Source organism: Saccharothrix sp. CB00851 (genome assembly GCF_001905065.1).
Taxonomy (GTDB): Bacteria; Actinomycetota; Actinomycetes; order Mycobacteriales; family Pseudonocardiaceae; genus Actinosynnema.
The window spans coordinates 109,477-132,930 of sequence record NZ_LWLC01000008.1; the positions used below are offsets into that span (position 1 = coordinate 109,477).

The window sequence follows — 23,454 nt, forward strand, 5'->3', positions numbered from 1 at the left end:
TGGTGGGAGATCGCCCTAGTGCTCAGGCCGTTTCCACCCGGTACGGGTCGTGCTCGGCGAGCAGCTTCTCCAGCCGGGCCTGGTCGACCCGGCTCACCACGTAGGTCTCCTCCTGCCGGTCGCGGATGCACTTGGCCAGCGTGAACGCCGACGTGACGGTGAACAGCAGGCCGAGGGCCAGGAACGCGCGGACCCAGCCGTCGACCGGCAGGTAGGCGACACCGAGCCCGACGGCGACGAGCGAGACGGCGAACGAGATCACCGCCTGCGCGTAGAAAGCGGTGGTGGTGGGCGAATGCGGTTTGGCCTCGGCCTTCCCAGGAAAGCGCCCAGGCGGGCGCCGACGGCGTGGAGGGGTTCGAGCGAACGGCGGGTGCGGGCGAGCAGGAGGGCGCCCTCGATGGCGGCCAGCACGACCGTCGCCAGGTCGTCGTCACCGGTTCGGGCGGCGATGAGGCGCTGCCACCGGGCGTAGACGTCCTCGCAGGCGACGCGGATCGGTTCGCTGTCCGATGCGGCGTCGAGCGCGACGGTGGCGATGGGGCACCCGCTGCGGAAGTCCGAAGCCAGCAGGTCGCGGCCGAGGAGTTCCAGTGCTTGGGCAAGCGCTTTCGAGGAGTCGGGCTCGGAGTCGAGGACGGCGGCGAGCGCGTCGCACAGTTCGTTGCCCGCCAACGTCACCGCCTCCGCCGCCAACTGCTCCTTGCCGCCCGGGAAGTGGAAGTAGAGCGAGCCCTTGGGCGCGCCGCCCTCGGCGAGCACCTGGTTCAAGCCCGTCGCGTGGTAACCCTGCGCCCGGAAGAGCTCGGCCGCCGTGCGCACCATGCGTTCACGGGTGTCGGTCCGTCTTGGCATGGTTTTACTATAGAGACCGGTCTAGTAACTACGTCAAGGGGCGAGCCCCTCGGATACGCTCCTGACCCATGCTGGAGATCGCCCACGGCGCGGCGCGCGCCGTCATCGCACCCGAGGGTGCGGGACTGAAGTCCTACGAGGTCGGCGGTGTGCCGTACGTGGAGACGTACGACGACGAACCGCCCATGGGCAGCGGCGCGGTGCTGGTGCCGTGGCCCAACCGCACGGCGGGCGGCAGATGGGTGCTCGACGGCGAGGAGCAGCAGCTGGAGATCGGCGAGCCCGCGCGGGGCAACGCCATCCACGGCCTGGTGCGCCGCGCGATCTGGGGCACCGTGGAGCACACCGGGTCGCTGATCTCGCTGGAGACGCCGGTGGCGGGCCTCGGCTGGCCGGTCGAGCTGCGCACCACCATCACGTACGCGCTTGACGACAACGGCCTGACCGTGTCCCACGGCGTCACCAACGTGGGTGACAAGCGGACCCCGTTCGGGGTGGGCACGCACCCGTACCCGCGGGCAGGCGCGTCGTTGACCGACGAGACGTCGCTGTCGCTGGCCGCCACGACCGTGCTGCCGGTCGACCCGCAGACCATGATCCCGAACGGGCCGGCCGAGCCCGTGTCGGGCGACTACGACTTCCGGGTGGCGCGGCTGCTGGAAGGCGTGAAGCTGGACACCGCGTTCGGCGGGTGCGAGCCGGTGGACGGGCTGGTGCGGCACGTGCTGAAGGGGCCGGGCGGCGGTGTCGAGTTGTGGGCGGACCCGGACTTCAAGTGGGTGCAGGTCTACACGCCGGACAACTTCCCCGGACGCGGTCGCGCGGTGGCGATCGAGCCGATGACGTGCCCGCCGGACGCGTTGAACAGCGGGGTCGACCTGCTGTGGCTGGAGCCGGGCGAGTCGTGGGCCGGACGGTGGGGTTTGCGCCCGCTGACGTAGACCGTTAGCGTCGCTAACTATGAACGTCGCTATCACGGGTGGGTACGTCGTCCCGGTCGTCGGAGAGCCGATCGAGGGCGGCACGGTCCTGATCCGGGACGGGAAGATCGTCGCGGTCGGCGCCGACGTCGAGGTGCCGGACGGCGTGCCGGTCGTGGACGCGGCGGGCGGCTGGGTGCTGCCCGGGTTCGTGGAGGCGCACGGCCACCTCGGCGTGCACGAGGAGGGCGAGGGCTGGGCCGGGCAGGACACCAACGAGATGACCGACCCCAACGGCGCCCGGCTGCGCGCGTTGGACGCGATCAACGCCGCCGACCAGGGCTTCGCCGACGCCCTGGCCGGCGGCGTCACGACCGCGGTGGTCAAGCCCGGGTCGGGCAACGTCATCGGCGGGCAGACCGTGGCGGTGAAGTGCTGGGGCCGGACGGCCGACGAGATGCTCGTGCGCAACCCCGTGAGCGTGAAGAGCGCGTTGGGCGAGAACCCGAAGCGGGTGTACGGGGAGCAGAAGAAGTTGCCGTCCACGCGGCAGGGCGTGGCGGCGGTGATCCGTGACGCGTTCGTCAAGGCGCAGGACTACGTGGCGAAGCGCGACTCCGCCGAGGACGGCGCGTTCGAGCGGAACACCACGTCCGAGGTGCTGGCGCGGGTGCTGTCGGGTGAGCTGCCGTGGTGCCAGCACTGCCACCGTGCCGACGACATCGCGACGGCGTTGCGGCTGGCGGAGGAGTTCGGCTACCGGCTCATCGTCAACCACGGGACCGAGGGCCACCTGATCGCGGACCTGCTGGCGGAGCGTGACGTCCCGGTGATCATCGGCCCGCTGTTCACGTCCCGCTCGAAGGTCGAGGTCCGCAACCGCTCGCTGCGCAACCCCGGCATCCTGGCCCGTGCGGGTGTGCGGATCGCGATCACCACGGACCACCCGGTCGTCCCCATCCACTTCCTCGTGCACCAGGTGACGCTGGCCGTGAAGGAAGGCCTGGACCCGCGGGTGGGGCTGGAGTCGATCACCGTCAACCCGGCCCGCATCATGGGCCTGGACGACCGCGTGGGCTCCCTGACCCCGGGCCTCGACGGCGACGTCGTGATCTGGTCGGGCGACCCGCTGGACGTGATGAGCCGAGCTCTGCAGGTCTTCGTGGAAGGCCGCGAGGTCTACCGCTACGCCGACGGCGAGGAAATCGTCACCAACCCCTTCTACCGCGAACCCTGACCCCCGCGAGAGTCGAACACTCAGGTCCCGCGTGTCCCACGTTCAGAACGCGCGTGTCCTACGTTCCGGTACCCCGAGTTCAACGCTCAGGACGGCGAGCCGTGTTCTGAGTGTTGAACTCGGGTGTTCTGAACGTAGGACACGGTGGTCCTGAACGTGGGACACGCGGGACCTGGAGGTTCGACTCACGGGGGGTCAGCGGAGGGTGCGGCCGATGACCAGGCGTTGGATCTGGTTGGTGCCCTCGAAGATCTGCAGGACCTTGGCTTCACGCATGTAGCGCTCCACCGGGAAGTCGCGGGTGTAGCCGGCGCCGCCCAGGACCTGCACGGCGTCCGTCGTCACCTTCATCGCGGTGTCGGTGCAGACCAGTTTGGCGATCGCCGCCTGGCGGGTGAACGGCAGGCCGCGGTCGCGGCGGCGGGCGGCGGCGAGGTAGGTGGCACGGGCGGATTCCACGGCGGCGGCCATGTCGGCGAGCAGGAACTCCAAGCCCTGGAAGTCGATGATCGCGCGGCCGAACTGGGTGCGCTGCTTGGCGTAGGCCACGGCCTCGTCCAGCGCCGCCTGCGCCAGACCCACGCCGCACGCGGCGATGCCCAGGCGGCCCGAGTCCAAAGCGGACAGTGCGATCTTCAGGCCGTCACCCTCCGCCCCGATCAGGCGGTCGGCGTCCAGCCGCACGTCGGAGAACGACAGCTGCGCGGTGATCGAGCCGGTCAGGCCCATCTTGCGCTCCGGCTTGGCGGCGACCAGACCGTCGACGTGGCCGGGCGCGAAGAAGCAGCTGACGCCCTTGCCGCCGTCGTCCGACGTGCGCGCCATCAACGTGTAGAAGTCCGCGACCCCGGCGTGCGTGATCCACGCCTTCGTGCCGTTCACGGTGTAGTGGTCGCCATCGCGCACGGCACGCGTGGACAGCGCACCGGCGTCCGACCCGGCGTGCGTCTCGGACAACGCGTAACCGCCGAGCTGGTCACCCGCCAACGCGTCCGGCAGCCAGCGCGACTTCTGCGCGTCGTCCCCGAACGTCGCCAACGCGTAGCTGGACATCACGTGCACCGACAGTCCGACCGCGACCGACATCCACGCCGACGCGACCTCCTCCAACGCCTGCAGGTACACCTCGTACGGCTGCTCGCCGCCGCCGAACCGCTCCGGGTACGGCAGCCCCAGCAACCCGGTCTTGCCGAGCAGCCGGAACGCCTCGCGCGGGAACCGGGAGTGCTCCTCGGCCTCGGCGGCGTGCGGTGCGAGCTCGTCACGCGCGATCTCGCGGACCAGGTCGAGCAGGTCCTCGGCCTCGGTGGTGGGCAGCAGTCGCTCGGCGGGCATCGTCGACCTCCGGATCACGGGGTACTGTCGACAGTACTGTAGGACGTACTCCAGTACTGGAGCCAGGCACTGTGACAGAGTTGCCGCCTATGACCTCGATCGCGCGCCGACCGCCGACGCCCAGGCAGGTGGAGCTGCTGGGCCGGCTCGAGGCGCTCGTGCTCGCCGAGGGGTTCGCGCACTTCACGCTGGACGACCTCGCTGCCCGCCTGCACTGCTCCAAGTCCACCCTGTACGCGCTGGCCGCGAGCAAGGAACAGCTCGCGGTGAGGGTCGTCGGCCGGTACTTCAAGGGCGCGGCCGAGCGGATCGAGCAGCGCATCGCCGACATCGACGACGTGCGCGCCCGCGTCGGCACCTACCTGGCGGGCGCGGCCGACGAGCTGCGCCGCGCGTCGGCCCAGTTCATCACCGACGTGTCCGCGTTCGCACCCACGCGCAGCACCTACGAGCGCAACGCCCGCGCCGCGGCCGAGCGCATCCGCGAGTTCATCCAGGAGGGTGTCCGCGACGGGGTGTTCCGGGACGTGCATGCGACGCTGATCGCCGAGATGGCCGGTCTGCTCATCGAGGGCATCCAGACCGGTGTGTTGCCCCGGCGCGCGGGTGTGTCGGACGCCGAGGCGTTCACCGCGCTGGGCGAACTGCTGCTGGACGGGTTGCGGAGAGAACGGAGCCAGTCGTGATCGTCGTTGCAGGTGAGGCGCTGGTCGACCTGGTGCCCACGCCCGAGGGCGACCTGTCGCCGCGGCTGGGCGGCGGCCCGTACAACGTGGCGGTGGCCGCCGGACGGCTCGAAGCGCCGGTGAGCTTCCTGTCGCGGGTGTCGTCCGACCTGTTCGGCGACCGGCTGCTGGCGCGCCTGCACGCCTCGAACGTGCGCACCGACCTGGTCCAGCGCGGCGACCAGCCCACGACGCTGGCGGTGGTCGGGCTGGCCGACGACGGCTCGGCGCGCTACTCGTTCTACGTCGAGGGCACCGCGGACCGCCAGGTGACCGACCCGGGCCCGTTGCCCGCCGGGACGAAGGCCGTCTCGTTCGGCACGCTGTCGCTGGTGCTGGAGCCGGGCGCGAGCACGTACGAGCGGGTGCTGTGGCGCGAGGCCGAGCGCGGCGCGCTCACCGTGCTCGACCCGAACATCCGTGCGGGCCTCATCCACGACCCGATGGCCTACCGCGACCGGTACGACTCGTGGCTGCCGCACGTGGGCCTGCTGAAGGTGTCCGTCGAGGACGCGCGGTGGCTGGCCGACCTGCCCGCGGACGCCCCCGAGGACGACGTGCTGGAGGTCGTGCGCGACTGGCAGGGCGCGGGACCGGCCGCCGTGGTGCTCACCCGCGGCGGGGACGGGCTGGCCGTGCTGACCGCCGCCGGCGACGTGATCCGCGTCCCACCCACGCCCGTGGACGTGGCCGACACGATCGGCGCGGGCGACACCGTGCAGGGCGCGCTGCTGGCCTGGCTGCACGACCACGACGCGCTGTCCGTCGAGGCTGTCCGAGGTCTGGACGCCGGCAAGTGGGGCGAGGCGCTGGCCTACGCGGGCGCCGCGGCGGCCATCACGTGCTCCCGCGCGGGCGCGGAGCCGCCCTTCAAACGCGAGCTGGAGATGACCTAGCTCTCACCCCGTGTGAGGTGGATAAACAGCCCATAAGGGCTACGGTGGTGGATGCACGCTAGCCACCCATGCATCCGGATGTGATGCCGGTCCCATCTCACAGAATCGGTTCACACCGCGACTGTGTTGAGGGTCGTCCTCTGACTAGCGTGGGAGAACTGACAGGACCCCAACGGGGTGGTGCTGCGGTGCGGGGCGATCCCACGCCCGCGCGCGTGCGTGCGAGACCCGCATGAGCCACCCCGCCCTAGCGTGAGAGGGACTCTGCATGCCCGACGCGACGACTGCGCCGAACGACACCCGTACCGTCGCGCTGCGCCATCCGGGCGGAGAGCACGAGATGAAGGTAGTACCGGCCACCGAGGGTGCGCCCGGTATCGATCTCGGCAAGCTGCTGGCCACCACCGGCTTGGTCACCCTGGACAGCGGGTTCGTCAACACCGCGTCCTGCTCCTCCGAGATCACCTACATCGACGGTGACGCGGGCATCCTGCGCTACCGCGGCTACCCGATCGAGCAGCTCGCCGAGAAGTCCAACTTCATCGAGGTCAGCTACCTGCTGATCTACGGCGAGCTGCCGACCCAGGCCCAGCTGGAGGAGTTCTCCTCCAAGATCAACCGGCACACGCTGCTGCACGAGGACCTGAAACGGTTCTTCGACGGCTTCCCGCGTGACGCCCACCCCATGCCCGTGCTGTCCTCGGCGGTGTCCGCGCTGTCGACGTTCTACCAGGACAGCCTCAGCCCGTTCGACGCCAACCAGGTCGAGATCTCCACCATCCGCCTGCTGGCCAAGGTCCCCACCATCGCGGCCTACGCCTACAAGAAGTCCGTGGGCCAGCCGTTCCTGTACCCGGACAACTCCCTGGGTCTGGTGGACAACTTCCTGCGCATGACGTTCGGCTTCCCGGCCGAGCCCTACGACGTCGACCCCGACCTGGTGCGGGCGCTCGACCTGCTCTTCGTGCTGCACGCCGACCACGAGCAGAACTGCTCCACGTCGACCGTGCGCCTGGTCGGCTCGTCGGAGGCGAACCTGTTCGCGTCCATCTCGGCCGGCATCAACGCCCTGTTCGGCCCGCTGCACGGCGGCGCGAACTCCGCGGTGCTGGAGATGCTGGAGAAGATCCGCCGCGAGGGCGGTGACGTCTCCGCGTTCGTGAAGAAGGTCAAGAACAAGGAGGACGGCGTCCGGTTGATGGGCTTCGGCCACCGGGTCTACAAGAACTACGACCCGCGTGCCGCGATCATCAAGAAGACGGCCGACGAGATCCTCGGCAAGCTCGGCGCGTCCGACGAGCTGCTCGACATCGCCAAGGCGCTGGAGGAGACCGCGCTCGCCGACGACTACTTCGTCGAGCGCAAGCTCTACCCCAACGTCGACTTCTACACCGGCCTCATCTACCGCGCGATGGGCTTCCCGACCAAGTTCTTCACCGTGCTGTTCGCCCTGGGCCGGCTGCCCGGCTGGATCGCGCACTGGCGCGAGATGATCTCCGACCCGGCCACCAAGATCGGCCGTCCGCGGCAGGTCTACGTCGGCTCGCCGGAGCGCTCGTTCGTGCCGCTCGACCAGCGCTGACCGCTTCTCGACGAAGGCCCGCACCGGTTGTCGGTGCGGGCCTTTCCGCTGCCGGCGCGGCACGGCCGGCGCCGGGCGCTCGTCGTGCACGGCGCCGGTGGCGCTCCTAGGGTCGGTCCGTGGACTCCTCGACCGTGGTGTGGTTCCGCCGCGACCTGCGGACCGCCGACCACCCCGCGCTCCTCGCGGCGGCCGAGCGGGCGTCACGGGCGTTGGCGCTGTTCGTGCTCGACCCCGTGCTGCTGAAGGCCTCCGGCCGGCCGAGGGTCGAGTTCCTGCACCGGTGCCTGCGGTCGTTGGACGCCGAACTGGGCGGGCGGCTCGTCGTGGTCGAGGGCGATCCGGTGGACGTCGTGCCGAGGGTGGCGGCGGAGGTCGGCGCGTCCTCCGTGCACGTCTCCGCGGACGCCGGGCCGTACGGGCGCACGCGTGACGCGGCGGTCGCGCGACGGGTCGGTCTGGTGCGCGTGGGGTCGCCCTACGCGGTCACGCCGGGGCGCATCACCAAGGCCGACGGCACGCCGTACCGGGTGTTCACGCCGTTCTACAAGGCCTGGCTGGACCACGGGTGGCGCCCACCCGCCGAGACCGACGCGTCATCGGTGGACTGGATCCGGTCGGACCTCGGGCGCGACCTGCCGGCGGGCGAGGCGCTCCCGGACGTCCGAGCGCTGTGGGAGGCGTTCCGCGACGAGAAGCTGCCCGACTACGCCACCCGCCGCGACCGGCCGGACCTGGACGGCACCAGCCGGTTCTCCGCGTTCCTGAAGTGGGGTGTGGTGCACCCGCGGACGCTGCTCGCCGACCTCGGGCGCGGCGCGGGCCCGGCGGCGTTCCGCACCGAGCTCGCGTGGCGCGACTTCTACGCCGACGTCCTGTGGCACCGACCGGACTCCGCGCGCCGCAACTACAACCGCGCGTTCGACCGGATGCCGCTGGACGACGACCGAGAGCGGTTCGAGGCGTGGTGCGCGGGTCGGACCGGCTACCCGTTCGTGGACGCCGGGATGCGGCAACTGCTGGCCGAGGGCTGGATGCACAACCGGGTCCGGATGGTCGTGGCGAGCTTCCTGGTCAAGGACCTGCACCTGCCGTGGTGGTGGGGAGCCCGGCACTTCCTGCGCCACCTGGTCGACGGCGACCTCGCGTCCAACCAGCACGGCTGGCAGTGGGCCGCGGGCACCGGCACGGACGCGGCGCCGTACTTCCGGGTCTTCAACCCCGTGGCGCAGGGCGAGAAGTTCGACCCGGACGGCGACTACGTGCGCCGGTACGTGCCCGAGCTGCGGGACGTGCCGGGCAAGGCGGTGCACCAGCCGCGCGACCCGATCGTGGACCACGCGCACGAGCGCCGGGAAGCACTCGCGCGCTACGCCGCGGTGAAGGGCTAGCGCAGCGCTTCCCGCAGCCGCACGCGGGCGCCCGTGCGCAGGACCGCGTTCGAGTAGACCTTGCCTCCCAGCCACGTGATCGCCGCGACCGCGGCCAGCGCGAGCACGATCGCCAGCAGCACCTGCCACGTCGGCGCGACGCCCATCGCCATCCGGCCCGGCATCAGGATCGGCGCGAACGGCGGCAGCAGCGACAGCACCGTCACCGCAGTCCCGGTCGGGTCGCTGATCATCAGGTTGATGCCGAGCACGAACGCGATCACGATCGACATGCTGATCGGCGTCAGCACCGACTGCAGCTCCTCCTGCCGCGACACCAACGACGCCGCCGCGGCGAACACCGTGGCGTACAAGAAGAAACCGAGCAGGTACCACAACACCCCGGTGGCCAGCGCGCCACCGGCCACGCCCGCCACGTCGACCACGCCGGACAGCGACGACAGCACCAGCCCGATACCGCCGATCACGACCAGCTGCAGCAGCCCCACCGCGCCCAGCCCCACGACCTTGCCCAGCAGCAGCTGCCACGGCCGCAGCGTCGCCAGCAGGATCTCCACCACCCGGCTGGACTTCTCCTCCACCACGCCCTGCGCCACCATCGTCCCGTAGACCAGCAGCGAGTAGTACAGCAGCGCGGCGATCACCAGACCGATCACCAGCCGCTGGCCGCGCTGCTCGTCGCGCGGCTCCAGCGCCACCACGTCGACGCTCGCGCGTTCGAGGTTGCGCGCCACCTCGGCCGGGTCCACGCCCGCCTCGGCGAAGTGCGCGTCCAGCACCTGCTGCTTGACCAGCAGGTCGATGGAGTTGCGCAGCTCCTCGCCCAGCGAGTCCTTCACCACCACGCGCAGGTCGTCCGACGCGCCGGTGATCGACGCGTCCACGTCACCGGACCGCACCCGCTCCTCGGCCGCCGCCGGATCGGACACGTCGACCGTCTCCACCTCGCGGCCGAACGAGCGGGCGGTCTGCTTCAACGGCTCGGCGAGCACGGTGGCCTGCCCGCTCAACGCGACCCGGTCGCGCTCGGCGTCGTCGAACAGCACGCTCTGCAGCAGCAGGTAGCCCGCCATCACGGCGACGATCACCAGCGTGCCCCAGACGAACGACTTCGTGCGCACCTTGCCCAGGAACTCCCGGCGCGAGACCAGGAACACCGCCCGCCCGGGGGTGAGGCTGCTCATGCCGCGGACTCCTCGGTCACCACGCTGCGGAACAACTCGGTCAGCGACGGCCGCTGCCGGGAGAACTCGTGCACCGGACCCGTGCCCAGGGCGGCGCGCAGCACGGCCTGGTCGTCCACGTCCGCCGTGACGTCCAGGACCGTGCGGCCGGACGACGTGTGCGCCGAAAGCACGCCCGGCAGGTGGTCGGCCCAGCCCGCGGGCGCCAGCGGCGCGTCCACGACCAGCTTCGACTCGCCGCCCGCGCGCAGCTCCTCGACCGTGCCGGACGCCACGAGCGTGCCGCTGCGCACGATGCCGACCCGGTCGCACAACCGCTCCACCAGGTCGAGCTGGTGGCTGGAGAACACCACCGGCACGCCGCTCGCCGCCTTCTCCCGCAGCACGGTGCTCATCACGTCCACCGCGACCGGGTCCAGGCCGGAGAACGGCTCGTCCAGCACCAGCACGTCCGGCTCGTGCACCAGCGCCGCGGCCAGCTGCACGCGTTGCTGGTTGCCGAGGCTGAGCTTCTGCACCTCGTCGTGCCGGCGGTCGCGCAGGCCGAGCCGGGCGATCCAGTTCTCGGCGCTCCGGTGGGCGGCGTTGGTCGACAGGCCGTGCAGCTCCGCCAGGTAGACGAGCTGGTCGAGCACCTTCATCTTCGGGTAGAGGCCGCGTTCCTCGGGCATGTAGCCGATCCGGCGCCGGGTCTCGAACGTGATCGGCTCGCCGTTCCACCGCACCTCGCCCGAGTCGGCGGCCAGCACGCCCAGCGCGATGCGCATCGTGGTGGTCTTGCCCGCGCCGTTGCTGCCGACGAACCCGAACAGCTCGCCCGCCCGCACGTCGAAGGTCATCCCGTCGAGCGCGACGACCTCCCCGTAGCGCTTGGAGACCCGGTCGATCTCCAGCACTCCCTGTGCCACGTGCTCTCCTCCTGTCGCGACCGGTCGTGCTCGACGTGCCCGGCCTAGCCGTAGACCTGCGTGGACAACGGCTTGAACGGCGTGCGGCTGAAGACCGCCTCCACCGGCAGGCCGAACACGTCGCAGATCCGCAGCGCCAGGTCGAGGCTCGGGTAGTGGTCGCCCCGCTCCAGCGCGCCGATCGTCTGGGGGTTGACCTCCACCGCCTCGGCCAGCTCCGCCCTGGTCATCCCCCGCTCGACCCGCAGCACCCCGATCCGGTTGTGGATGGGCCGGCCGAGGCCCCGGCGCACCGGACTCATGCTACGAAGTGTTGCGAAAACCCAACAGAACGGCAAGTAAACAATTCACAGAATAGGCCGAACGGCGGTATCCGCCGGACGGTGGCGCGGGAAATCACGTTTCGGTGAAACGATACGTCGCCGGGAACCGAATCGAGGGTCGACGGGTCGAATTGTGCAGTAGGGCCGCAAGCCCCGTTGCCGTGAGGGGTGAACATGGAGCCGGACCAGTGGCTCGCGCAGTACGGAGAGAAGATCGAGCAGGCCAAGCGGAACGCCGCGCAGGCCGAGTCCCAGCTCGGTGGTGTCGGCGGTAGCGCGACGTCACCGGACGGCTTGATCACGGTGACGGTCAACGCCTCGGGCGCGTTGACCGACCTGATCCTGCGCCCGCAGCTGCGCGGCGAGGACCCCGAGCGGATCTCCGGCGCGATCATGACCGCGGTCGCCCAGGCGCAGCGCGCCGCGGCGGGCCGGGTCGTCGAGATCATGACCGAGTTCGTCGGGGACAGCCCCGCGCTGGAGTTCGTGAAGGCGAAGATGCCCAACGGCTATTCGGGTGACGGCACGGACGCCGTGGAACCGGAGCCGGAGATCCAGCGTCGAGACACCAGGCCCGATGACGACTACTTCACCAACCCACCCGATGTCATGGCCTGAGCAGGGGGTAGATGACCATGTTCGACTCGTTCAACGTGAGCCCGGAGGAGATCCGGGCGCACGCTGGCACGGTCGACCAGCTGACGCAGCGGATGCTCTCGGCCACCAAGACCGCTGACCCGTCGCTGTCGACCGAAGCCTTCGGCGTGTTCGGTTCGTTCCTGGCGCAGTTCCTGCTCAAGACGGCGGGCTCGTCCCAGGACATCCTCGGCCAGGCCACGGAGACCATCGCCGACATGTGCCAGGGCCTCAAGGAGGTCGCCGACCTCTACGAGAACGTCGACCTCGACAACGCGTTCGGCTTCAGCGGAAGGGCACGGGGATGAACGCGCAAGCCACCACCCAGGGCCGCGACCCCTCGCACTTGATCAGCGACGTGCAGGGCACCGTCGCGGCGGTCGAGCGCGGCGACTGGGTCCAGGCCGGGCTGGGCATGGCCAACACCGCCATGGGCATCGTCGGCCTGGCCGCCAACCCGCTGTCGGGCTTCCTGTCCGCCGGGTTCAGCTGGGCCATCCAGCACGTCGACTTCCTTCGCGAGCCGTTCGACGCGCTGCTGGGCGACCCGCAGGCGATCCGGAAGATGTCCGACAGCTGGGCGTCCGCCGCCAAGCAGATCGAGGGCATCGTCGCCGACTACCGGCGCACGTCGGTGGAGGAGACGCGGACCTGGCGCGGCCGTTCCGCCGACGGCTACCGCGCGGCGAGCAAGAAGCACGCCGCCGGGCTGGAGACGTTGTCCAAGGCCACGCAGGGCATCTCGCGCGCGGCCAAGGGCGCGGGCGAGCTCGTGGCGACCGTGCGCAAGACCATCATGGACCTGATCAGCCAGGCCGTGTCCGAGATGGTCATGAAGATCATCCAGTGGCTGGCGGCGTCGTTCCTGACCTTCGGCGCGGCGATCGGCGCGGCGATCGCGGACATCGTGCAGATGGCGTGCAACTACGCCAAGAAGCTCGCCGACTTCCTGCAGAAGCTCGCCAACTCGCTCAAGAAGCTGATCGACCTGATCAAGTCGGTCGCGCAGATCGCCCAGACCGCCAAGCAGATCCTGCAGGCGATCACCGCGATGACGTCGTCCAACCGGGGTGCCGGTGGCGGTGGCGGTTCGGGGCCGAGGTTGTCGCAGGGCGGGCTCGGGCTCGACGAGCGGCAGCTCAACGACATGGACCGGGGAGCGAACCAGCGCTACACCAACGACCCCGGTGGTTCGACCATCCCGTCGGGCGGTCCCAGCCCGATCGGTCCCGTGGTGAGCCGTCCGCCGTCGCTGGGCGGCGGTGGTTACGGGCCGGGCACGGGTGCGCCGGAGCCGGGCCGTGCCTACCCGGGTGGTCCGAGCGGTCCGGTGGTGAGCCGTCCTCCCACGGTCGGTGGCGGTTCGGGTGGTTCCGGTGGTCGGGGTGGTTCCGGTGGTTCGGGCGGCTCCGGCGGCGGGCACTGGGAGCCGGGCCGGTGGGTGCCGGACGGTGGTTCGGGCTCCGGTCGGGTTCCGTCGCCGCCTTCGTTCGGCGACACGACGTACACGACGGGTAGTGGTGGGTCTTCCGTGCCGACCATGCCGACCGTGCCCCCGGTCCGACCGGTGTCGGCCGACCTGCCGGGCGGCGTGCCCGCGGGCGGCGGTGCCGGTGGCGGGTTCGGTGGCGGTGGCGGTGGTGGCTTCGCCGGTGGTGGCGGTGGCGGTGGCTTCGCGGGCGGTTCCGGTGGCGGTGGCGCCGGTGGTTCCACCCTCCAGGCCGGTGGTTCGTCCGGCGTGCTCGGTGCGCAGGGCGTGCCGGCCGGTGGCGCCGCCGGTGCCGGTGCGGCCGGTGCGGGCGGTGGACGTCCCGGTGCCGCCGGCGGCATGGGCATGATGGGCGCGCCGATGATGGGCGCACCCGGCCAGGGCGGTGACGGCAAGGACCACCAGCGCAAGGTGCGACTGGAGGGCGAGGCCCTGATCGAGGAGCCGCCGAAGGCCGCGAAGCCGATCATCGGCGAGTGACCTGACAGACGCCGAAGGGGACCTCCGCGGAGGTCCCCTTTCGCGTGCCCGCGCCCGTTCCGAACGTTGAACTCGGGGTACCTGAACGTAGGACACGGTCGTTCCGAACGTAGGACACACGCGTGTGTCCTACGTTCGGAACGCGTGTGTCCTACGTTCGGAACGGGTGAGTTGAACGTTCAGGCGGTGGTCTGGGCGGCCAGTTCGGCGGTGACCTCGGCGGTGACGGCGGGTTCGGCGGCGGCGCGGTCGGCCGGGACGAGGCCGGTGCGGGTGCGCCGGTCCAGGACGTCGTCGGCGGTCAGGGCGCCCTCGTGGCGGACGGCCCAGGCGACCTCGCCGATCCGGGCGACGGCGGCGGCCTCCGCGCCGTAACGCGAGGTCAGGTCGGGTGGGCCGGTGAGCGGGCCGGTGCCGACCAGCGGGAGGTTCGCGGTGCGGCAGCGGGTGGTGGTGAGGGCCGTCGCGTCCACGGCGTCGGCGGCCATGCGGCGGTACGTGGTCAGCTTGCCGCCCACCACCGTGGTCACGCCGTCGGCGGTCAGCACGGCGTGCCGGCGGGACAGGTCGGCGCTGGGACCGGCACCGGTGTCGAGCAGGGGTCGCAGGCCGGCGAACGCGCCCTGGACGTCGGCGGTGGTGAGGTCGCGTTCGAGGACCGAGGAGGCGACGGTCAGCAGGAAGTCCACATCGGACTGCGGAACGGTGGGCACGTCCGGGATCGGGCCGTCCACCGGCTCGTCGGTCAGTCCGATGTAGACACGACCGTCGCGTTGGGGGAGGACCAGGGCGTAACGGTTGCGGGTGCCCGGGATCGGGACCGTCAGCGCCGTGCTGGACACGCCGACGGTGGACGCGGCGAGGACCAGGTGCGAGCCGCGGGACGGGCGGAGCTTCACCTCCGGCACCAGGTCGCCCGCCCACACCCCGGCGGCGTTCACCACCGCGCGTGCCTTGACGTGCAGGGACGCGCCGGTGAGCGTGTCGACCACGTGCGCGCCGTCGCCGGACAGGGAGGTCGCACGGGCGCGGGTGATGATCCGGGCGCCGAAGCCGGCGGCGGTCCTGGCCAGCGCCACGACCAGCCGGGCGTCGTCGACCACCTGGCCGTCGAAGCTCAGCAGCCCGCCGCGCAGGTCCGCCCGCCGCAGCCCGGGAGCCAGGGCAAGCGCCTCGACGGCCGACACCCGCCGCGGACCCGGCAGCACGCGCGACGGCGTGCGGGCCAGCCGCCGCAACGCGTCACCCGCGCGCAGACCGGCCATCACGACGGGGTCGTGCGCCCGGCCGTGCAACGGCACCAGCTGCGGCAGTGCCCGCACCAGGTGGGGTGCGGTGCGGGTCATCAGGATGCCCCGCTCCACCGCGCTCTCGTACGCCAGCCCGACCTCGCCCTGCGCCAGGTACCGCAGGCCGCCGTGGACGAGCTTGCTCGACCACCGCGACGTGCCGAACGCCAGGTCGTGCGCCTCCACCAGGCACACCGACAGGCCGCGCGAGGCGGCGTCGAGGGCGACACCGGCGCCCGTGACACCACCGCCGACCACCAACAGGTCCACCGGCGACGACGTCAGGTGGTCGAGGTCGGCCCGGCGGCGGGCGGCGTTCAACGACGTGCTCACGACAGCGCCCCGTCCAGGTAAGCGGCGAGCTCGGCCAGCAGCTCCTCGAAGTCCAGGTCCGTGGTCGCGGGCCGGATCGACAGCACCAGCGACTGCGTCGTCAGCAGGACCAGGCGGGCCTGGGCGGCGGCGGAGCCGGGCCGGATCGAGCCGTCCGCGTGGCCCTGCTCCACCTGCGCGACCAGGAACGCCTCGACCAGCTTCTGCGTGCTGCCCAGCCGGTGCACGAGGTAGGGCAGCATCAGCTCGGCGTCGAGGTCGAGCACGCGCCGCAGCAGCGGGTCGGCGGCCAGCAGCCGGATGCCCGCGATGGCCTGCGCCACGAGCCGCTGCCTGGCGTTGTCGCCGGTCACCTCGATCCGCTGGAGCAGGGCGGTGAACTCCCTGGTCATCAACGCCCGGACCAGCGTGCCCACGTCGGGGAACCGGCGGTAGAGGGTCATCCGGCTCACGCCGGCGCGTTTGGCGATGTCCGTCAGCGTGGTGCGGCGGACCCCGACCTCGACCACGCAGTCGCGGGCCGCGTCGAGGAGCGCGTCATCACTGTGACGTTGAGACGTCATGTGTCACACTGTAGCGGTGACCGAGCGCATCGACCACACCCTCCGGGGCAGTTGGACACCCACCACCGGCTCGCTCCCGCCGCACGCGCTGAAGTGGCTGCGCGAACGGACCGGGCTGGGTGACGTCCGCACCCCGGCGCGCACGCCGGACGTCCCCGAGTCGGCGTTGAGCGACGCCGCGCGGGCCTCGTTGGACGCCGTCGTCGGCCCCGGCTACGTGCGGGTGGACCGCGACTCGCGGCTGGGTCGTGCCGGCGGACTGTCCTATGTGGACCTTCTGCGACAGCGCGGCGACGGTGAACTCGCCGTGCCGGACGCGGTGGTGCTGCCCGCGTCACCCGAGCAGGTCGTCGAGGTGCTGCAGGCGTGCGTCGAGCACGACTTGGCCGTGGTGCCGTTCGGCGGCGGCACGTCGGTCGTGGGCGGCGTGAACGCGTGGCGCGGTGACAAGGCGGCGGTGATCGCGCTGGACCTGCACCGGCTGGACAAGCTGGTGCAGGTCGACCCGGTGTCCCGCCTCGCCGTGCTCCAGGCCGGACTGCCCGCGCCGGAGGCGGAACGGTTGCTCGCCGCGCACGGCCTGACCATCGGGCACGTGCCGCAGTCCTACGAGCGCGCCACCATCGGCGGGTTCGCCGCGACCAGGTCGGCCGGTCAGGCGTCCTGCGGCTACGGCCGGTTCGAGGACGTGGTCGAGGGCGTGCGGCTGGCCACGCCGGTCGGCGAGTGGCGGCTGGGCAGCGCGCCCGCGTCCGCCGCCGGGCCGGACCTCAAGCAGCTGGTCGTCGGCAGCGAGGGCGCGTTCGGCGTCATCACGGAGGTCGCGCTGCGCGTGCGGCCCCGGCCGGAGGTCGAGCGGTACGAGGGTTTCGTGGTGGACGGCTGGGAACGCGGGTCGGACGTCGTGCGGCGTCTGGCGCAGCGGCGGGTGCTCGCCGACGTGACCCGGCTGTCCGATGTGGACGAAACCGAGGTGTCGCTGGCCCTGTCCGGCGGCTGGAAGGTCAACGCGCTCAAGGCCTACCTGCGCGCACGGGGTGTGCGGCAGCCGTGCCTGCTCGTCCTCGGCTGGCACGGGGCGTCCGACCGGGAGGTCAAGCGCAGGCGCGCGGAGACGTTGCGGGGGCTCGAACTGGTGTCCCTGGGCAAGGCGCTCGGCGAGACGTGGCGGCACGGCCGGTTCAACGGGCCCCGCCAGCGGGACGCGTTGATGGAGGTCGGCGTGTGCGTGGAGACGCTGGAGACGGCGACGCACTGGTCGAAGGTGTCGGAGCTGCGCACGGCCGTGCGCTCGGCACTGGTCGACGCGCTCGGCGACTGCGTGGTCATGTGCCACATCTCGCACGCCTACGAGACCGGCGCCTCGCTGTACTTCACCGCGGTGGCGGCACGGGACGCGGCCGACCCGATCGGCCAGTGGCAGGTCGCCAAGGCCGCCGCGAGCGAGGCCATCGCCGGGCTCGGCACGATCAGCCACCACCACGCCGTCGGCGCCGACCACGCGCCGTACCTGGAAGCCGAGATCGGGGCGCTCGGGCTGGACGTGCTGGCGTCGGTGAAGCGGACGCTCGACCCGACCGGCGTGCTCAACCCGGGCAAGCTCCTCGCTGGCGACTTCACGGCGGTGGGGCTAGCGTCGCCTGGTGACCGGTGACCTGCTGATCCGTTCCGTGCGGCCGTGGCCGAACACCCCGGGCGCACCCCTGGTCGACGTGCTCTGCGAGGGCGGGCGCGTCTCGGCGTTCGGACCCGGGCTCGACCCGCCGCCCGCCGTGCCGGTGGTGGACGGCCGGGGCGGGGTGCTGCTGCCCGCGTTCACCGACGCGCACGCGCACCTCGACTCCACCCGGCTCGGCCTGCCGTTCCGCCCGCACAGCGCGGGTGACGGGCTGGCCGAGCTGATCGACAACGACCGCCGCAACTGGCGTTCCGCCGAGGCTTCCGTCGCGGAACGGGCCACCTGCACGCTGGGTCGGACGATCGCGTCCGGCGCCACGCACGTGCGCAGCCACGCCCAGGTGGACGTCGACTCGGGGCTGGAGAAGCTGGAAGGCGTGCTCGCCGCGCGGGAGGCGCACGCCGGGCGGGCGCACGTCGAGGTGGTGGCGTTCCCGCAGTGCGGGATCCTGCGCGAGAAGGGCACCGCCGACCTGCTGGACGCGGCGCTGCGGGCGGGCGCGGACCTGGTCGGCGGGCTCGACCCGGCGGGCTACGACCGCGATCCGGTGCGGCACCTGGATGTCGTGTTCGGGCTGGCCGAGAAGCACCAGCGCGGGGTGGACGTGCACCTGCACGACGCGGGCACGCTCGGCGCGTTCCAGGTGGACCTGATCTGCGACCGGGTGAACGCACTGGGCATGCGGGGCCAGGTGACGATAAGCCACGCGTTCGCGCTGTCCACTGTGGACGGCGACCGGCAGCGGGAATTGGTGGAACGGCTGGCCGAGCACGACATCGCGGTGACCACGGTCGCGCCGGGCGTGCGGGAACCACTGCCGTTGCGGCAATTGCGGTGGGCCGGGGTGCGAGTCGGCCTCGGTCAGGACGGCATCCGCGACTACTGGTCGCCCTACGGCAACGGCGACATGCTCGACCGGACCTGGCAGCTGGCCTACCGCAACGGTTTCCGCCGCGACGAGCTGGTCGAGCTGTGCGTCGACGTGGCCACCCGCGGCGGCGCGGCCGTCCTGGGGCGCGTGCTGGGCCTGACCGAGGGCGCGCCCGCCGACCTGGTGGTGGTGCCGGGCGACACGGTGACCGCCGCCGTGATGGACCGCGCCCCGCGCACGCTGGTCGTGCACGAGGGCCGCGTGGTGGCCGCCGAGGGCGAGATCGTCTGAGGTTGTCGGTGGTGACCGCTAGCCATGCCCGCATGGTGATCTTCGTCCGTCACTAGGGCGAGGCGCCGGAAGACGCGGCGCCGGCTGCCTGTGTCGCCCGCCGCGATCAGGCGTGAGGTGAGTCGCGCAGAGCGGTCACGGCGCGGTAGGTGAAGCCGAGGCGTCGGTAGACCGCGATGGCGGCCACGTTCGCCGCGTCCACCATCAACCCGCACGTGCCGCGCTCGGCCAGCAACGCGCTCACCACGAACGAGCAGACCTGCCGCGACAACGACCGGCCGCGGTGGTCGGGGTGGGTGGCCACGCCGGCGATGAAACCGACGTCCGGCGCGGCCCACGCGTCCGCCGCCACCGACACCAGCACACCGTCCACGTGCACGCCCGCCCAGCGCGACGGCCCCAGTCCGCGCGGCCACGCCCACGACTCCGGGTTGGCCTTGCGCAGCAACGCCTCCACGTCGTCCCACTCGTCCTCGGCCAGCCACCGCGCGCCCGCGGGCGCGTCCAGCGAACCACCGCGCTCCATCCACCCGAACGTGGCCAGCACCGGCCACCCCAACTCCTCGGCCACGGCGGTGGTCACCAGCGGCCGGACGGCGGGCCGCACGTGCGCCCGCAGCAGCACCGCCACGTCCTCCGCGGGCCCGGTCAGCACCAGCCGGTCGAACCGGAACAGCCCCGGTGCCAGCACGCCCACCGCGGCACCGTGCGCCCACGCCGACCCGCCGCGACCGGGCAGCAGCGCCTGCGCGGCCCACCTCACCAGCGGGTCGTCGGTGGCGGCGGACACGTCGGCGGGAGAGGTCAGAACGCGCATGACCGCATCATCACCCAAGAGCTACCCTCGCCCGCATGGACATCCGCCGGATCACGTCGCTCGACGCGGTGCTGGCCGCGGGCCACCTGTTCGACGACCCGCCGCGCGAGGACGCCACCCGCGCGTTCCTCGCCGACGACCGGCACCACCTGCTCATCGCCTACGTGGACGACGAGCCCGCCGGGTTCGTGTCCGGTGTCGAGACCATCCACCCCGACAAGGGCGTGGAGATGTTCCTGTACGAGCTGGGCGTGGACGAGGCCTACCAGCGCCGCGGCATCGCCACCGCGCTGATCGAGCGCCTGATCGAGCTGGCCAGGGCACGCGGCTGCACCGGCGTGTGGACCGGCACCGAGAAGGACAACACCGCCGCCCTGGCCACCTACCGCCGTGCCGCCGCCGAACTGGACTTCGACACCGTCGCCGTCACCTGGGGCTTCTGACCCCGCCGCACTAGGCGCCCTTGCGGAACAGCGCCCGCTTCTGCAGCGACTCCTCCAACGCCCGGAACGCCAGGTCCAGCGCGGTGTTGTACTCGCGCTGGTCGCGCGGCGGCACCGACTCGTCCGGCGCGGGCACCGTGGTCATGGTGAACCACCGCTCGTCCCACAGCAGCCCGACCACGGCCTCCCAGTGCTCCGCGACGACCTGCCTGACCAGCTTCTCCTGGTCGATGACCTCGGCCATCCGGTCCTGCGACTCGGCCAGCCGCTCCAGCAGCTGCCGCACCCGCGCCCGGTCGGCGGCGCGCATCCGCTCCACCGACTCGCCCGCCAGGGCGACGAGCTCCCGGTACCGCTCGATCGCCGAGACCGCCTCCACCTCCGCTGCGCCGTGCCCGCCGGTGCGCTGCGCGGGCACGACTGAGGCGTAGCTGATCATGGTTCCTCCCCGGTGTCGAACGGGATGACGACCTGCGGCCGCGAGTGCTCGAACCGGTCGAAGAACAGCCCGCGCCGCGGTCGCGGTGACCACGCCATGACCTGCTCCGGTCCGAACGACAGCAGTTCCTTGCCCTGGATGTCGAACGCGATCCACGCGCCGATGTCGTCGTAGACGCCCGGCGACAGGCTGTTCTTCAGCCGCTGCGCGCCACGCCACCAACCCAGCACGTGGGTGCGGTTCTCCGGCCCGTGCTTGAGCACGGTCCGCAGGCTGTCGACACCCGAGGCCCGGGTCGTCGGGTCCTTCGCCTCCAAGAGGGTGTGCGCCGCGTCCACCGCGTAAACCACCAGATAGTGCGGTTCCTGCGGCGCGCCCGTCTCGCCGGTCATGCTCGCGGTGATCCGGGCCGCCGTGTCGTCCACCAGCTTCCGGACGCCCTCCAGGCCGAGCAGCAGGTCCACCGCGTGGCCCGCGTCGCGCAGCTGCTTGGCCAGCCGCTCCGCGTGCGGCGAGGCATCCTCGGCCAGGCACGCCAGGGTGAACCGGGCGTCACCCGGCTCGTGCTGGCGGGCCAGCGACAGCGCCGCGCCGCCCAGCACGCCCGCCGCGTCGTCGGCCAGCGAACCCAGCACCGCGATGTTGCGTCCCGGGGTGCGGGCGAAGCGCACCTTCGCCGCGCTGCCCGCCACGTCGATCACCTGGCCCAGCAGCACGGTGGGGCTGCCGCCGTCGACCGGCCGCAACGCCCGGAAGTCCGGCACCGCGTGCAGCGCGGGCACCTTGCTGCCGTCGAACAGGATCGGCTCGGCCAGGTCCACCGGGCGCAAGCGGTGCAGCTCGGCCTGCAACCTGTCGAACGTGCCCTTCGCGGTGGCGTCGGGGATGCGCGCCACCTCGTTGCCCGGCCGCACGCCCGACTCGTGGTTGACCACGGCGTGCCAGCGCGGCAGCTCCACCGCGGCGTCGTTCTGCGGCTCGGCCAGCACCCGCCGCGCCTTGGGCAGCGCGATGCGCACGGTGAACTGCTCGAAGATCGCCGACTTGCCCCAGAAACCCTCGATGCCGGACACGTCCTGGCTGGACAGCACCAGGTGGATGCCCTGCGAACGGCCGCGCCGCGCCACGTCCTCCAGCAGCTGGGTCGCCTGCGCGGTGACCTGGTCGCGTTCGCCGAACAGGTACTGGAACTCGTCGATCACGGCCACGATCCGCGGCCAGTGGCCGTGCGGGTCCTCCTCGCGCAGCTGCTCCAGCTTGGTGACCTCGTGCCGCTTGGCCGCGTCCGCCCGCCTGCGCATCTCGTCGGCCAGGAACGCCAGCAGCGCCACGCCGAACTCGCGGTCGGTGTTGACGTTCACCCCGACCAGCCGCGCGTGCGGCAGCCACGTCGGGTCCTTGCGGCCCGGCGCGAACTGCGCGAACGACACGCCCTCCTTGAAGTCGAGCAGGTAGAGCTCCAGCTCGTCCGGCGCGTACCGGGCGGCCAGGCTGCCCAGCATGGCGTAGAGGAAGTTCGTCTTGCCCGAACCGCTGGGACCGCCGATCAGCGCGTGCGGCGAGGTGTCGCCCAGCCCCACGTGCACCGGCTCGCCCTCCAGGAACCCGACCGGCGCCAGCACGCCCGCCGCCGAGCTCTCCCGCCAGAAGTGCTCCGGCAGCAGGTCGGCGAACGTGCTGAGCCGGTTGCGGCGCTCCTCGCGCTTGTCCGCGATCGCCGCGCAGGCACGGGGCACCTGGGCGCGCGGCAGCGGCGGGTCGAGCGTGACGGTGACGTGCTTGCCGCTCATCGTGCAGGTCGCGCTGTGGTCGGCGGCGATGGTGACGGTCTCGATCGGCGAGTTGACCGTGACCGGGATGTCGACGATGAACAGCTGGATCCCGGCCGCCAAGCCGTTGCGCGCCACCCGTTGCAGCTGTTGCTGGTGCTCTTCCTTCAACGGCTGCCGGTTGCCGAACAGCACCGCCACCCGCCACGGCTCGGTGCGCCGACCGCCCGCCGCCCGCACCGACTGGTGGCCCTCGGTCAGCACGCCGGTGTGCACGCGGCGGATGTGGTCGGACAGCTCGTCCAGCAGCTCGTGCAGCCGGGCCGGGTCGTGCACGGTCAGCAGGCCCGCCCGGGTCAGCGGGTACAGGCCGGGCAGCGCGCCGGTGAGCTGGCCGACGTCCCACACGTGGACGTGCACCAGGCCGGGCTGGAAGTGGCTCAGCACCCGCAGCAGCAGGTTCTCGACCAGCGCCTCGGCGGTCGCCCGGCTCTCGTAGGTCGAGGAGACGTGCAGGTGCGAGTGGTCCAGCAGTGGGACGACCACCGGGAACTCGTGCGGCTCGGGGGCGCCGCGCACCACCCCGGTGCCGATGCGCCACAGCTCGGGCACGCCCTCGCTGCCGTCGGCCGCGCCCGGTGTGCCCAGCCACGTGTCGGGCGGCCACGACGCCGGGCCCTCGGCCGCCGCGTCGACCAGCGCGGTCAACTGGTCCGGGCCGCGTTCGGACCACTCGCGGAACGCCTCGACCCGGTCGATCATCGCCTGCGCCAACTGCTGCTTGAACAGCGGGTTCGCCAGCGCGCCCGCCAGCAGCGGGTCGGCCGGCGCCCGGTCGACGCCGTCGCCGCGCAGGATCACCTCGAACATGTCGCGGGCGCGTTCGTCGGCGAGGAGGCGGTGCTCGCGCGAGGCGTTGCCCAACGCGGCGGCGACCGCCTTGCGGAACTCCTCGAAGGAGCCCTCGATCCTCCTGCGGCGCTCGTCACGCCTGCTCACG

General features: G+C 72.0%; 23 protein-coding genes. 12 read left to right on the forward strand and 11 right to left on the reverse strand.

The window, feature by feature from the left end; translation table 11 throughout:
* Positions 1–22: 22 nt before the first annotated feature.
* Both A6A25_RS10040 and A6A25_RS10045 read right to left on the reverse strand, forming a co-directional pair.
* Positions 23–262 carry a YiaA/YiaB family inner membrane protein gene (locus A6A25_RS10040; RefSeq protein ID WP_073887940.1) on the reverse strand — a complete coding sequence of 80 codons (240 nt, stop codon included), beginning with the start codon at positions 260–262 and terminating at the stop codon, positions 23–25.
* Complete coding sequence (locus A6A25_RS10045) at positions 259–855, reverse strand: TetR/AcrR family transcriptional regulator (protein WP_073887943.1); 597 nt, start codon at positions 853–855, stop codon at positions 259–261. Before A6A25_RS10045 ends, A6A25_RS10040 begins: the two co-directional genes overlap by 4 nt.
* A gap of 68 nt (positions 856–923) precedes the next feature.
* Here A6A25_RS10045 and A6A25_RS10050 point away from each other — a divergent pair, with 68 nt between their 5' ends.
* Positions 924–1,796, forward strand: coding sequence for an aldose 1-epimerase family protein (locus A6A25_RS10050; protein WP_073887945.1), 873 nt, complete (start codon positions 924–926; stop codon positions 1,794–1,796).
* Between the two features lie 19 nt (positions 1,797–1,815).
* The gene (locus A6A25_RS10055; protein ID WP_073887948.1) at positions 1,816–3,012 is read left to right on the forward strand and encodes an amidohydrolase; all 1,197 of its coding nucleotides are present in this window, start codon (positions 1,816–1,818) and stop codon (positions 3,010–3,012) included.
* Positions 3,013–3,207: 195 nt separating this feature from the next.
* Here A6A25_RS10055 and A6A25_RS10060 read toward each other — a convergent pair whose 3' ends face one another.
* Positions 3,208–4,347 (reverse strand): acyl-CoA dehydrogenase family protein, encoded by a 1,140-nt coding sequence (locus A6A25_RS10060; protein ID WP_073887950.1) that lies wholly within the window; start codon positions 4,345–4,347, stop codon positions 3,208–3,210.
* 89 nt (positions 4,348–4,436) lie between these two features.
* Here A6A25_RS10060 and A6A25_RS10065 point away from each other — a divergent pair, with 89 nt between their 5' ends.
* From A6A25_RS10065 to A6A25_RS10080, 4 genes are all read left to right on the forward strand, one after another.
* On the forward strand, positions 4,437–5,033 hold the full coding sequence (locus A6A25_RS10065) for a TetR/AcrR family transcriptional regulator (RefSeq protein ID WP_073887953.1): 597 nt from the start codon (positions 4,437–4,439) through the stop codon (positions 5,031–5,033).
* Positions 5,030–5,968, forward strand: a complete 939-nt coding sequence (locus A6A25_RS10070; protein WP_073887955.1) for a carbohydrate kinase family protein — start codon at positions 5,030–5,032, stop codon at positions 5,966–5,968. Before A6A25_RS10065 ends, A6A25_RS10070 begins: the two co-directional genes overlap by 4 nt.
* Positions 5,969–6,236: 268 nt before the next feature.
* Positions 6,237–7,550 carry a citrate synthase gene (locus A6A25_RS10075; RefSeq protein ID WP_073887957.1) on the forward strand — a complete coding sequence of 438 codons (1,314 nt, stop codon included), beginning with the start codon at positions 6,237–6,239 and terminating at the stop codon, positions 7,548–7,550.
* Positions 7,551–7,669: 119 nt separating this feature from the next.
* Positions 7,670–8,941 carry a cryptochrome/photolyase family protein gene (locus A6A25_RS10080; RefSeq protein WP_073887959.1) on the forward strand — a complete coding sequence of 424 codons (1,272 nt, stop codon included), beginning with the start codon at positions 7,670–7,672 and terminating at the stop codon, positions 8,939–8,941.
* Here A6A25_RS10080 and A6A25_RS10085 read toward each other — a convergent pair.
* From A6A25_RS10085 to A6A25_RS10095, 3 genes are read right to left on the reverse strand one after another with little or no spacing between them, the layout of a single operon-like run.
* Positions 8,938–10,125 (reverse strand): ABC transporter permease, encoded by a 1,188-nt coding sequence (locus A6A25_RS10085; protein ID WP_073887961.1) that lies wholly within the window; start codon positions 10,123–10,125, stop codon positions 8,938–8,940. The two genes, A6A25_RS10080 and A6A25_RS10085, sit on opposite strands and share 4 nt — an antisense overlap.
* On the reverse strand, positions 10,122–11,033 hold the full coding sequence (locus A6A25_RS10090; RefSeq protein WP_073887963.1) for an ABC transporter ATP-binding protein: 912 nt from the start codon (positions 11,031–11,033) through the stop codon (positions 10,122–10,124). Before A6A25_RS10090 ends, A6A25_RS10085 begins: the two co-directional genes overlap by 4 nt.
* A gap of 44 nt (positions 11,034–11,077) precedes the next feature.
* The gene (locus A6A25_RS10095) at positions 11,078–11,335 is read right to left on the reverse strand and encodes a helix-turn-helix transcriptional regulator (protein ID WP_073887965.1); all 258 of its coding nucleotides are present in this window, start codon (positions 11,333–11,335) and stop codon (positions 11,078–11,080) included.
* A 195-nt stretch (positions 11,336–11,530) separates the two neighbouring features.
* Here A6A25_RS10095 and A6A25_RS10100 point away from each other — a divergent pair, with 195 nt between their 5' ends.
* From A6A25_RS10100 to A6A25_RS43930, 3 genes are read left to right on the forward strand one after another with little or no spacing between them, the layout of a single operon-like run.
* Complete coding sequence (locus A6A25_RS10100) at positions 11,531–11,974, forward strand: YbaB/EbfC family nucleoid-associated protein (protein ID WP_073888030.1); 444 nt, start codon at positions 11,531–11,533, stop codon at positions 11,972–11,974.
* 11 nt (positions 11,975–11,985) lie between these two features.
* On the forward strand, positions 11,986–12,300 hold the full coding sequence (locus tag A6A25_RS10105) for a type VII secretion target (protein WP_073887967.1): 315 nt from the start codon (positions 11,986–11,988) through the stop codon (positions 12,298–12,300).
* A complete protein-coding gene (locus tag A6A25_RS43930) occupies positions 12,297–13,961 on the forward strand; it encodes a WXG100 family type VII secretion target (RefSeq protein ID WP_073887969.1) in 1,665 nt (554 codons plus the stop codon). The genes A6A25_RS10105 and A6A25_RS43930 overlap by 4 nt, the downstream gene beginning before the upstream one ends.
* 179 nt (positions 13,962–14,140) lie before the next feature.
* Here the strand turns inward: A6A25_RS43930 and A6A25_RS10115 are convergent, their stop codons facing one another.
* Together A6A25_RS10115 and A6A25_RS10120 are read right to left on the reverse strand one after the other, a co-directional pair.
* Positions 14,141–15,583 carry a glycerol-3-phosphate dehydrogenase/oxidase gene (locus A6A25_RS10115; protein ID WP_073887971.1) on the reverse strand — a complete coding sequence of 481 codons (1,443 nt, stop codon included), beginning with the start codon at positions 15,581–15,583 and terminating at the stop codon, positions 14,141–14,143.
* Positions 15,580–16,146 carry a TetR/AcrR family transcriptional regulator gene (locus A6A25_RS10120; protein WP_073887973.1) on the reverse strand — a complete coding sequence of 189 codons (567 nt, stop codon included), beginning with the start codon at positions 16,144–16,146 and terminating at the stop codon, positions 15,580–15,582. The genes A6A25_RS10115 and A6A25_RS10120 overlap by 4 nt, the downstream gene beginning before the upstream one ends.
* Before the next feature lie 16 nt (positions 16,147–16,162).
* Here A6A25_RS10120 and A6A25_RS10125 point away from each other — a divergent pair, with 16 nt between their 5' ends.
* Positions 16,163–17,800 (forward strand): FAD-binding oxidoreductase, encoded by a 1,638-nt coding sequence (locus A6A25_RS10125; RefSeq protein ID WP_073887974.1) that lies wholly within the window; start codon positions 16,163–16,165, stop codon positions 17,798–17,800.
* The gene (locus A6A25_RS10130; protein ID WP_143193056.1) at positions 17,790–18,986 is read left to right on the forward strand and encodes an amidohydrolase; all 1,197 of its coding nucleotides are present in this window, start codon (positions 17,790–17,792) and stop codon (positions 18,984–18,986) included. The genes A6A25_RS10125 and A6A25_RS10130 overlap by 11 nt, the downstream gene beginning before the upstream one ends.
* A gap of 106 nt (positions 18,987–19,092) precedes the next feature.
* On the opposite strand, the gene A6A25_RS10135 is transcribed toward A6A25_RS10130, so the two are convergent.
* Entirely contained in the window at positions 19,093–19,803 is a 711-nt protein-coding gene (locus A6A25_RS10135; RefSeq protein ID WP_073887975.1) for a GNAT family N-acetyltransferase, read from the reverse strand.
* A gap of 35 nt (positions 19,804–19,838) precedes the next feature.
* On the opposite strand from A6A25_RS10135, the gene A6A25_RS10140 reads away from it, so the two are divergent.
* Positions 19,839–20,246, forward strand: coding sequence for a GNAT family N-acetyltransferase (locus tag A6A25_RS10140; RefSeq protein WP_073887976.1), 408 nt, complete (start codon positions 19,839–19,841; stop codon positions 20,244–20,246).
* 10 nt (positions 20,247–20,256) lie between these two features.
* Here A6A25_RS10140 and A6A25_RS10145 read toward each other — a convergent pair whose 3' ends face one another.
* On the reverse strand, positions 20,257–20,685 hold the full coding sequence (locus A6A25_RS10145; protein ID WP_073887977.1) for a hypothetical protein: 429 nt from the start codon (positions 20,683–20,685) through the stop codon (positions 20,257–20,259).
* Entirely contained in the window at positions 20,682–23,453 is a 2,772-nt protein-coding gene (locus tag A6A25_RS10150) for an FtsK/SpoIIIE domain-containing protein (protein ID WP_073887978.1), read from the reverse strand. Before A6A25_RS10150 ends, A6A25_RS10145 begins: the two co-directional genes overlap by 4 nt.
* Between the last annotated feature and the right edge of the window lies 1 nt (position 23,454).

Bases quoted from the DNA above. Each gene is read 5' to 3' on its own strand.
- A6A25_RS10065 (WP_073887953.1), top strand. From the start codon at position 4,437: ATGACCTCGATCGCGCGCCGACCGCCGACGCCCAGGCAGGTGGAGCTG.
- A6A25_RS10135 (WP_073887975.1), bottom strand. From the start codon at position 19,803: ATGCGCGTTCTGACCTCTCCCGCCGACGTGTCCGCCGCCACCGACGAC.
- A6A25_RS10140 (WP_073887976.1), top strand. From the start codon at position 19,839: ATGGACATCCGCCGGATCACGTCGCTCGACGCGGTGCTGGCCGCGGGC.
- A6A25_RS10100 (WP_073888030.1), top strand. From the start codon at position 11,531: ATGGAGCCGGACCAGTGGCTCGCGCAGTACGGAGAGAAGATCGAGCAG.
- A6A25_RS43930 (WP_073887969.1), top strand. From the start codon at position 12,297: ATGAACGCGCAAGCCACCACCCAGGGCCGCGACCCCTCGCACTTGATC.
- A6A25_RS10075 (WP_073887957.1), top strand. From the start codon at position 6,237: ATGCCCGACGCGACGACTGCGCCGAACGACACCCGTACCGTCGCGCTG.
- A6A25_RS10120 (WP_073887973.1), bottom strand. From the start codon at position 16,146: ATGACGTCTCAACGTCACAGTGATGACGCGCTCCTCGACGCGGCCCGC.
- A6A25_RS10145 (WP_073887977.1), bottom strand. From the start codon at position 20,685: ATGATCAGCTACGCCTCAGTCGTGCCCGCGCAGCGCACCGGCGGGCAC.
- A6A25_RS10085 (WP_073887961.1), bottom strand. From the start codon at position 10,125: ATGAGCAGCCTCACCCCCGGGCGGGCGGTGTTCCTGGTCTCGCGCCGG.
- A6A25_RS10045 (WP_073887943.1), bottom strand. From the start codon at position 855: ATGCCAAGACGGACCGACACCCGTGAACGCATGGTGCGCACGGCGGCC.
- A6A25_RS10055 (WP_073887948.1), top strand. From the start codon at position 1,816: ATGAACGTCGCTATCACGGGTGGGTACGTCGTCCCGGTCGTCGGAGAG.
- A6A25_RS10060 (WP_073887950.1), bottom strand. From the start codon at position 4,347: ATGCCCGCCGAGCGACTGCTGCCCACCACCGAGGCCGAGGACCTGCTC.
- A6A25_RS10105 (WP_073887967.1), top strand. From the start codon at position 11,986: ATGACCATGTTCGACTCGTTCAACGTGAGCCCGGAGGAGATCCGGGCG.
- A6A25_RS10050 (WP_073887945.1), top strand. From the start codon at position 924: ATGCTGGAGATCGCCCACGGCGCGGCGCGCGCCGTCATCGCACCCGAG.
- A6A25_RS10095 (WP_073887965.1), bottom strand. From the start codon at position 11,335: ATGAGTCCGGTGCGCCGGGGCCTCGGCCGGCCCATCCACAACCGGATC.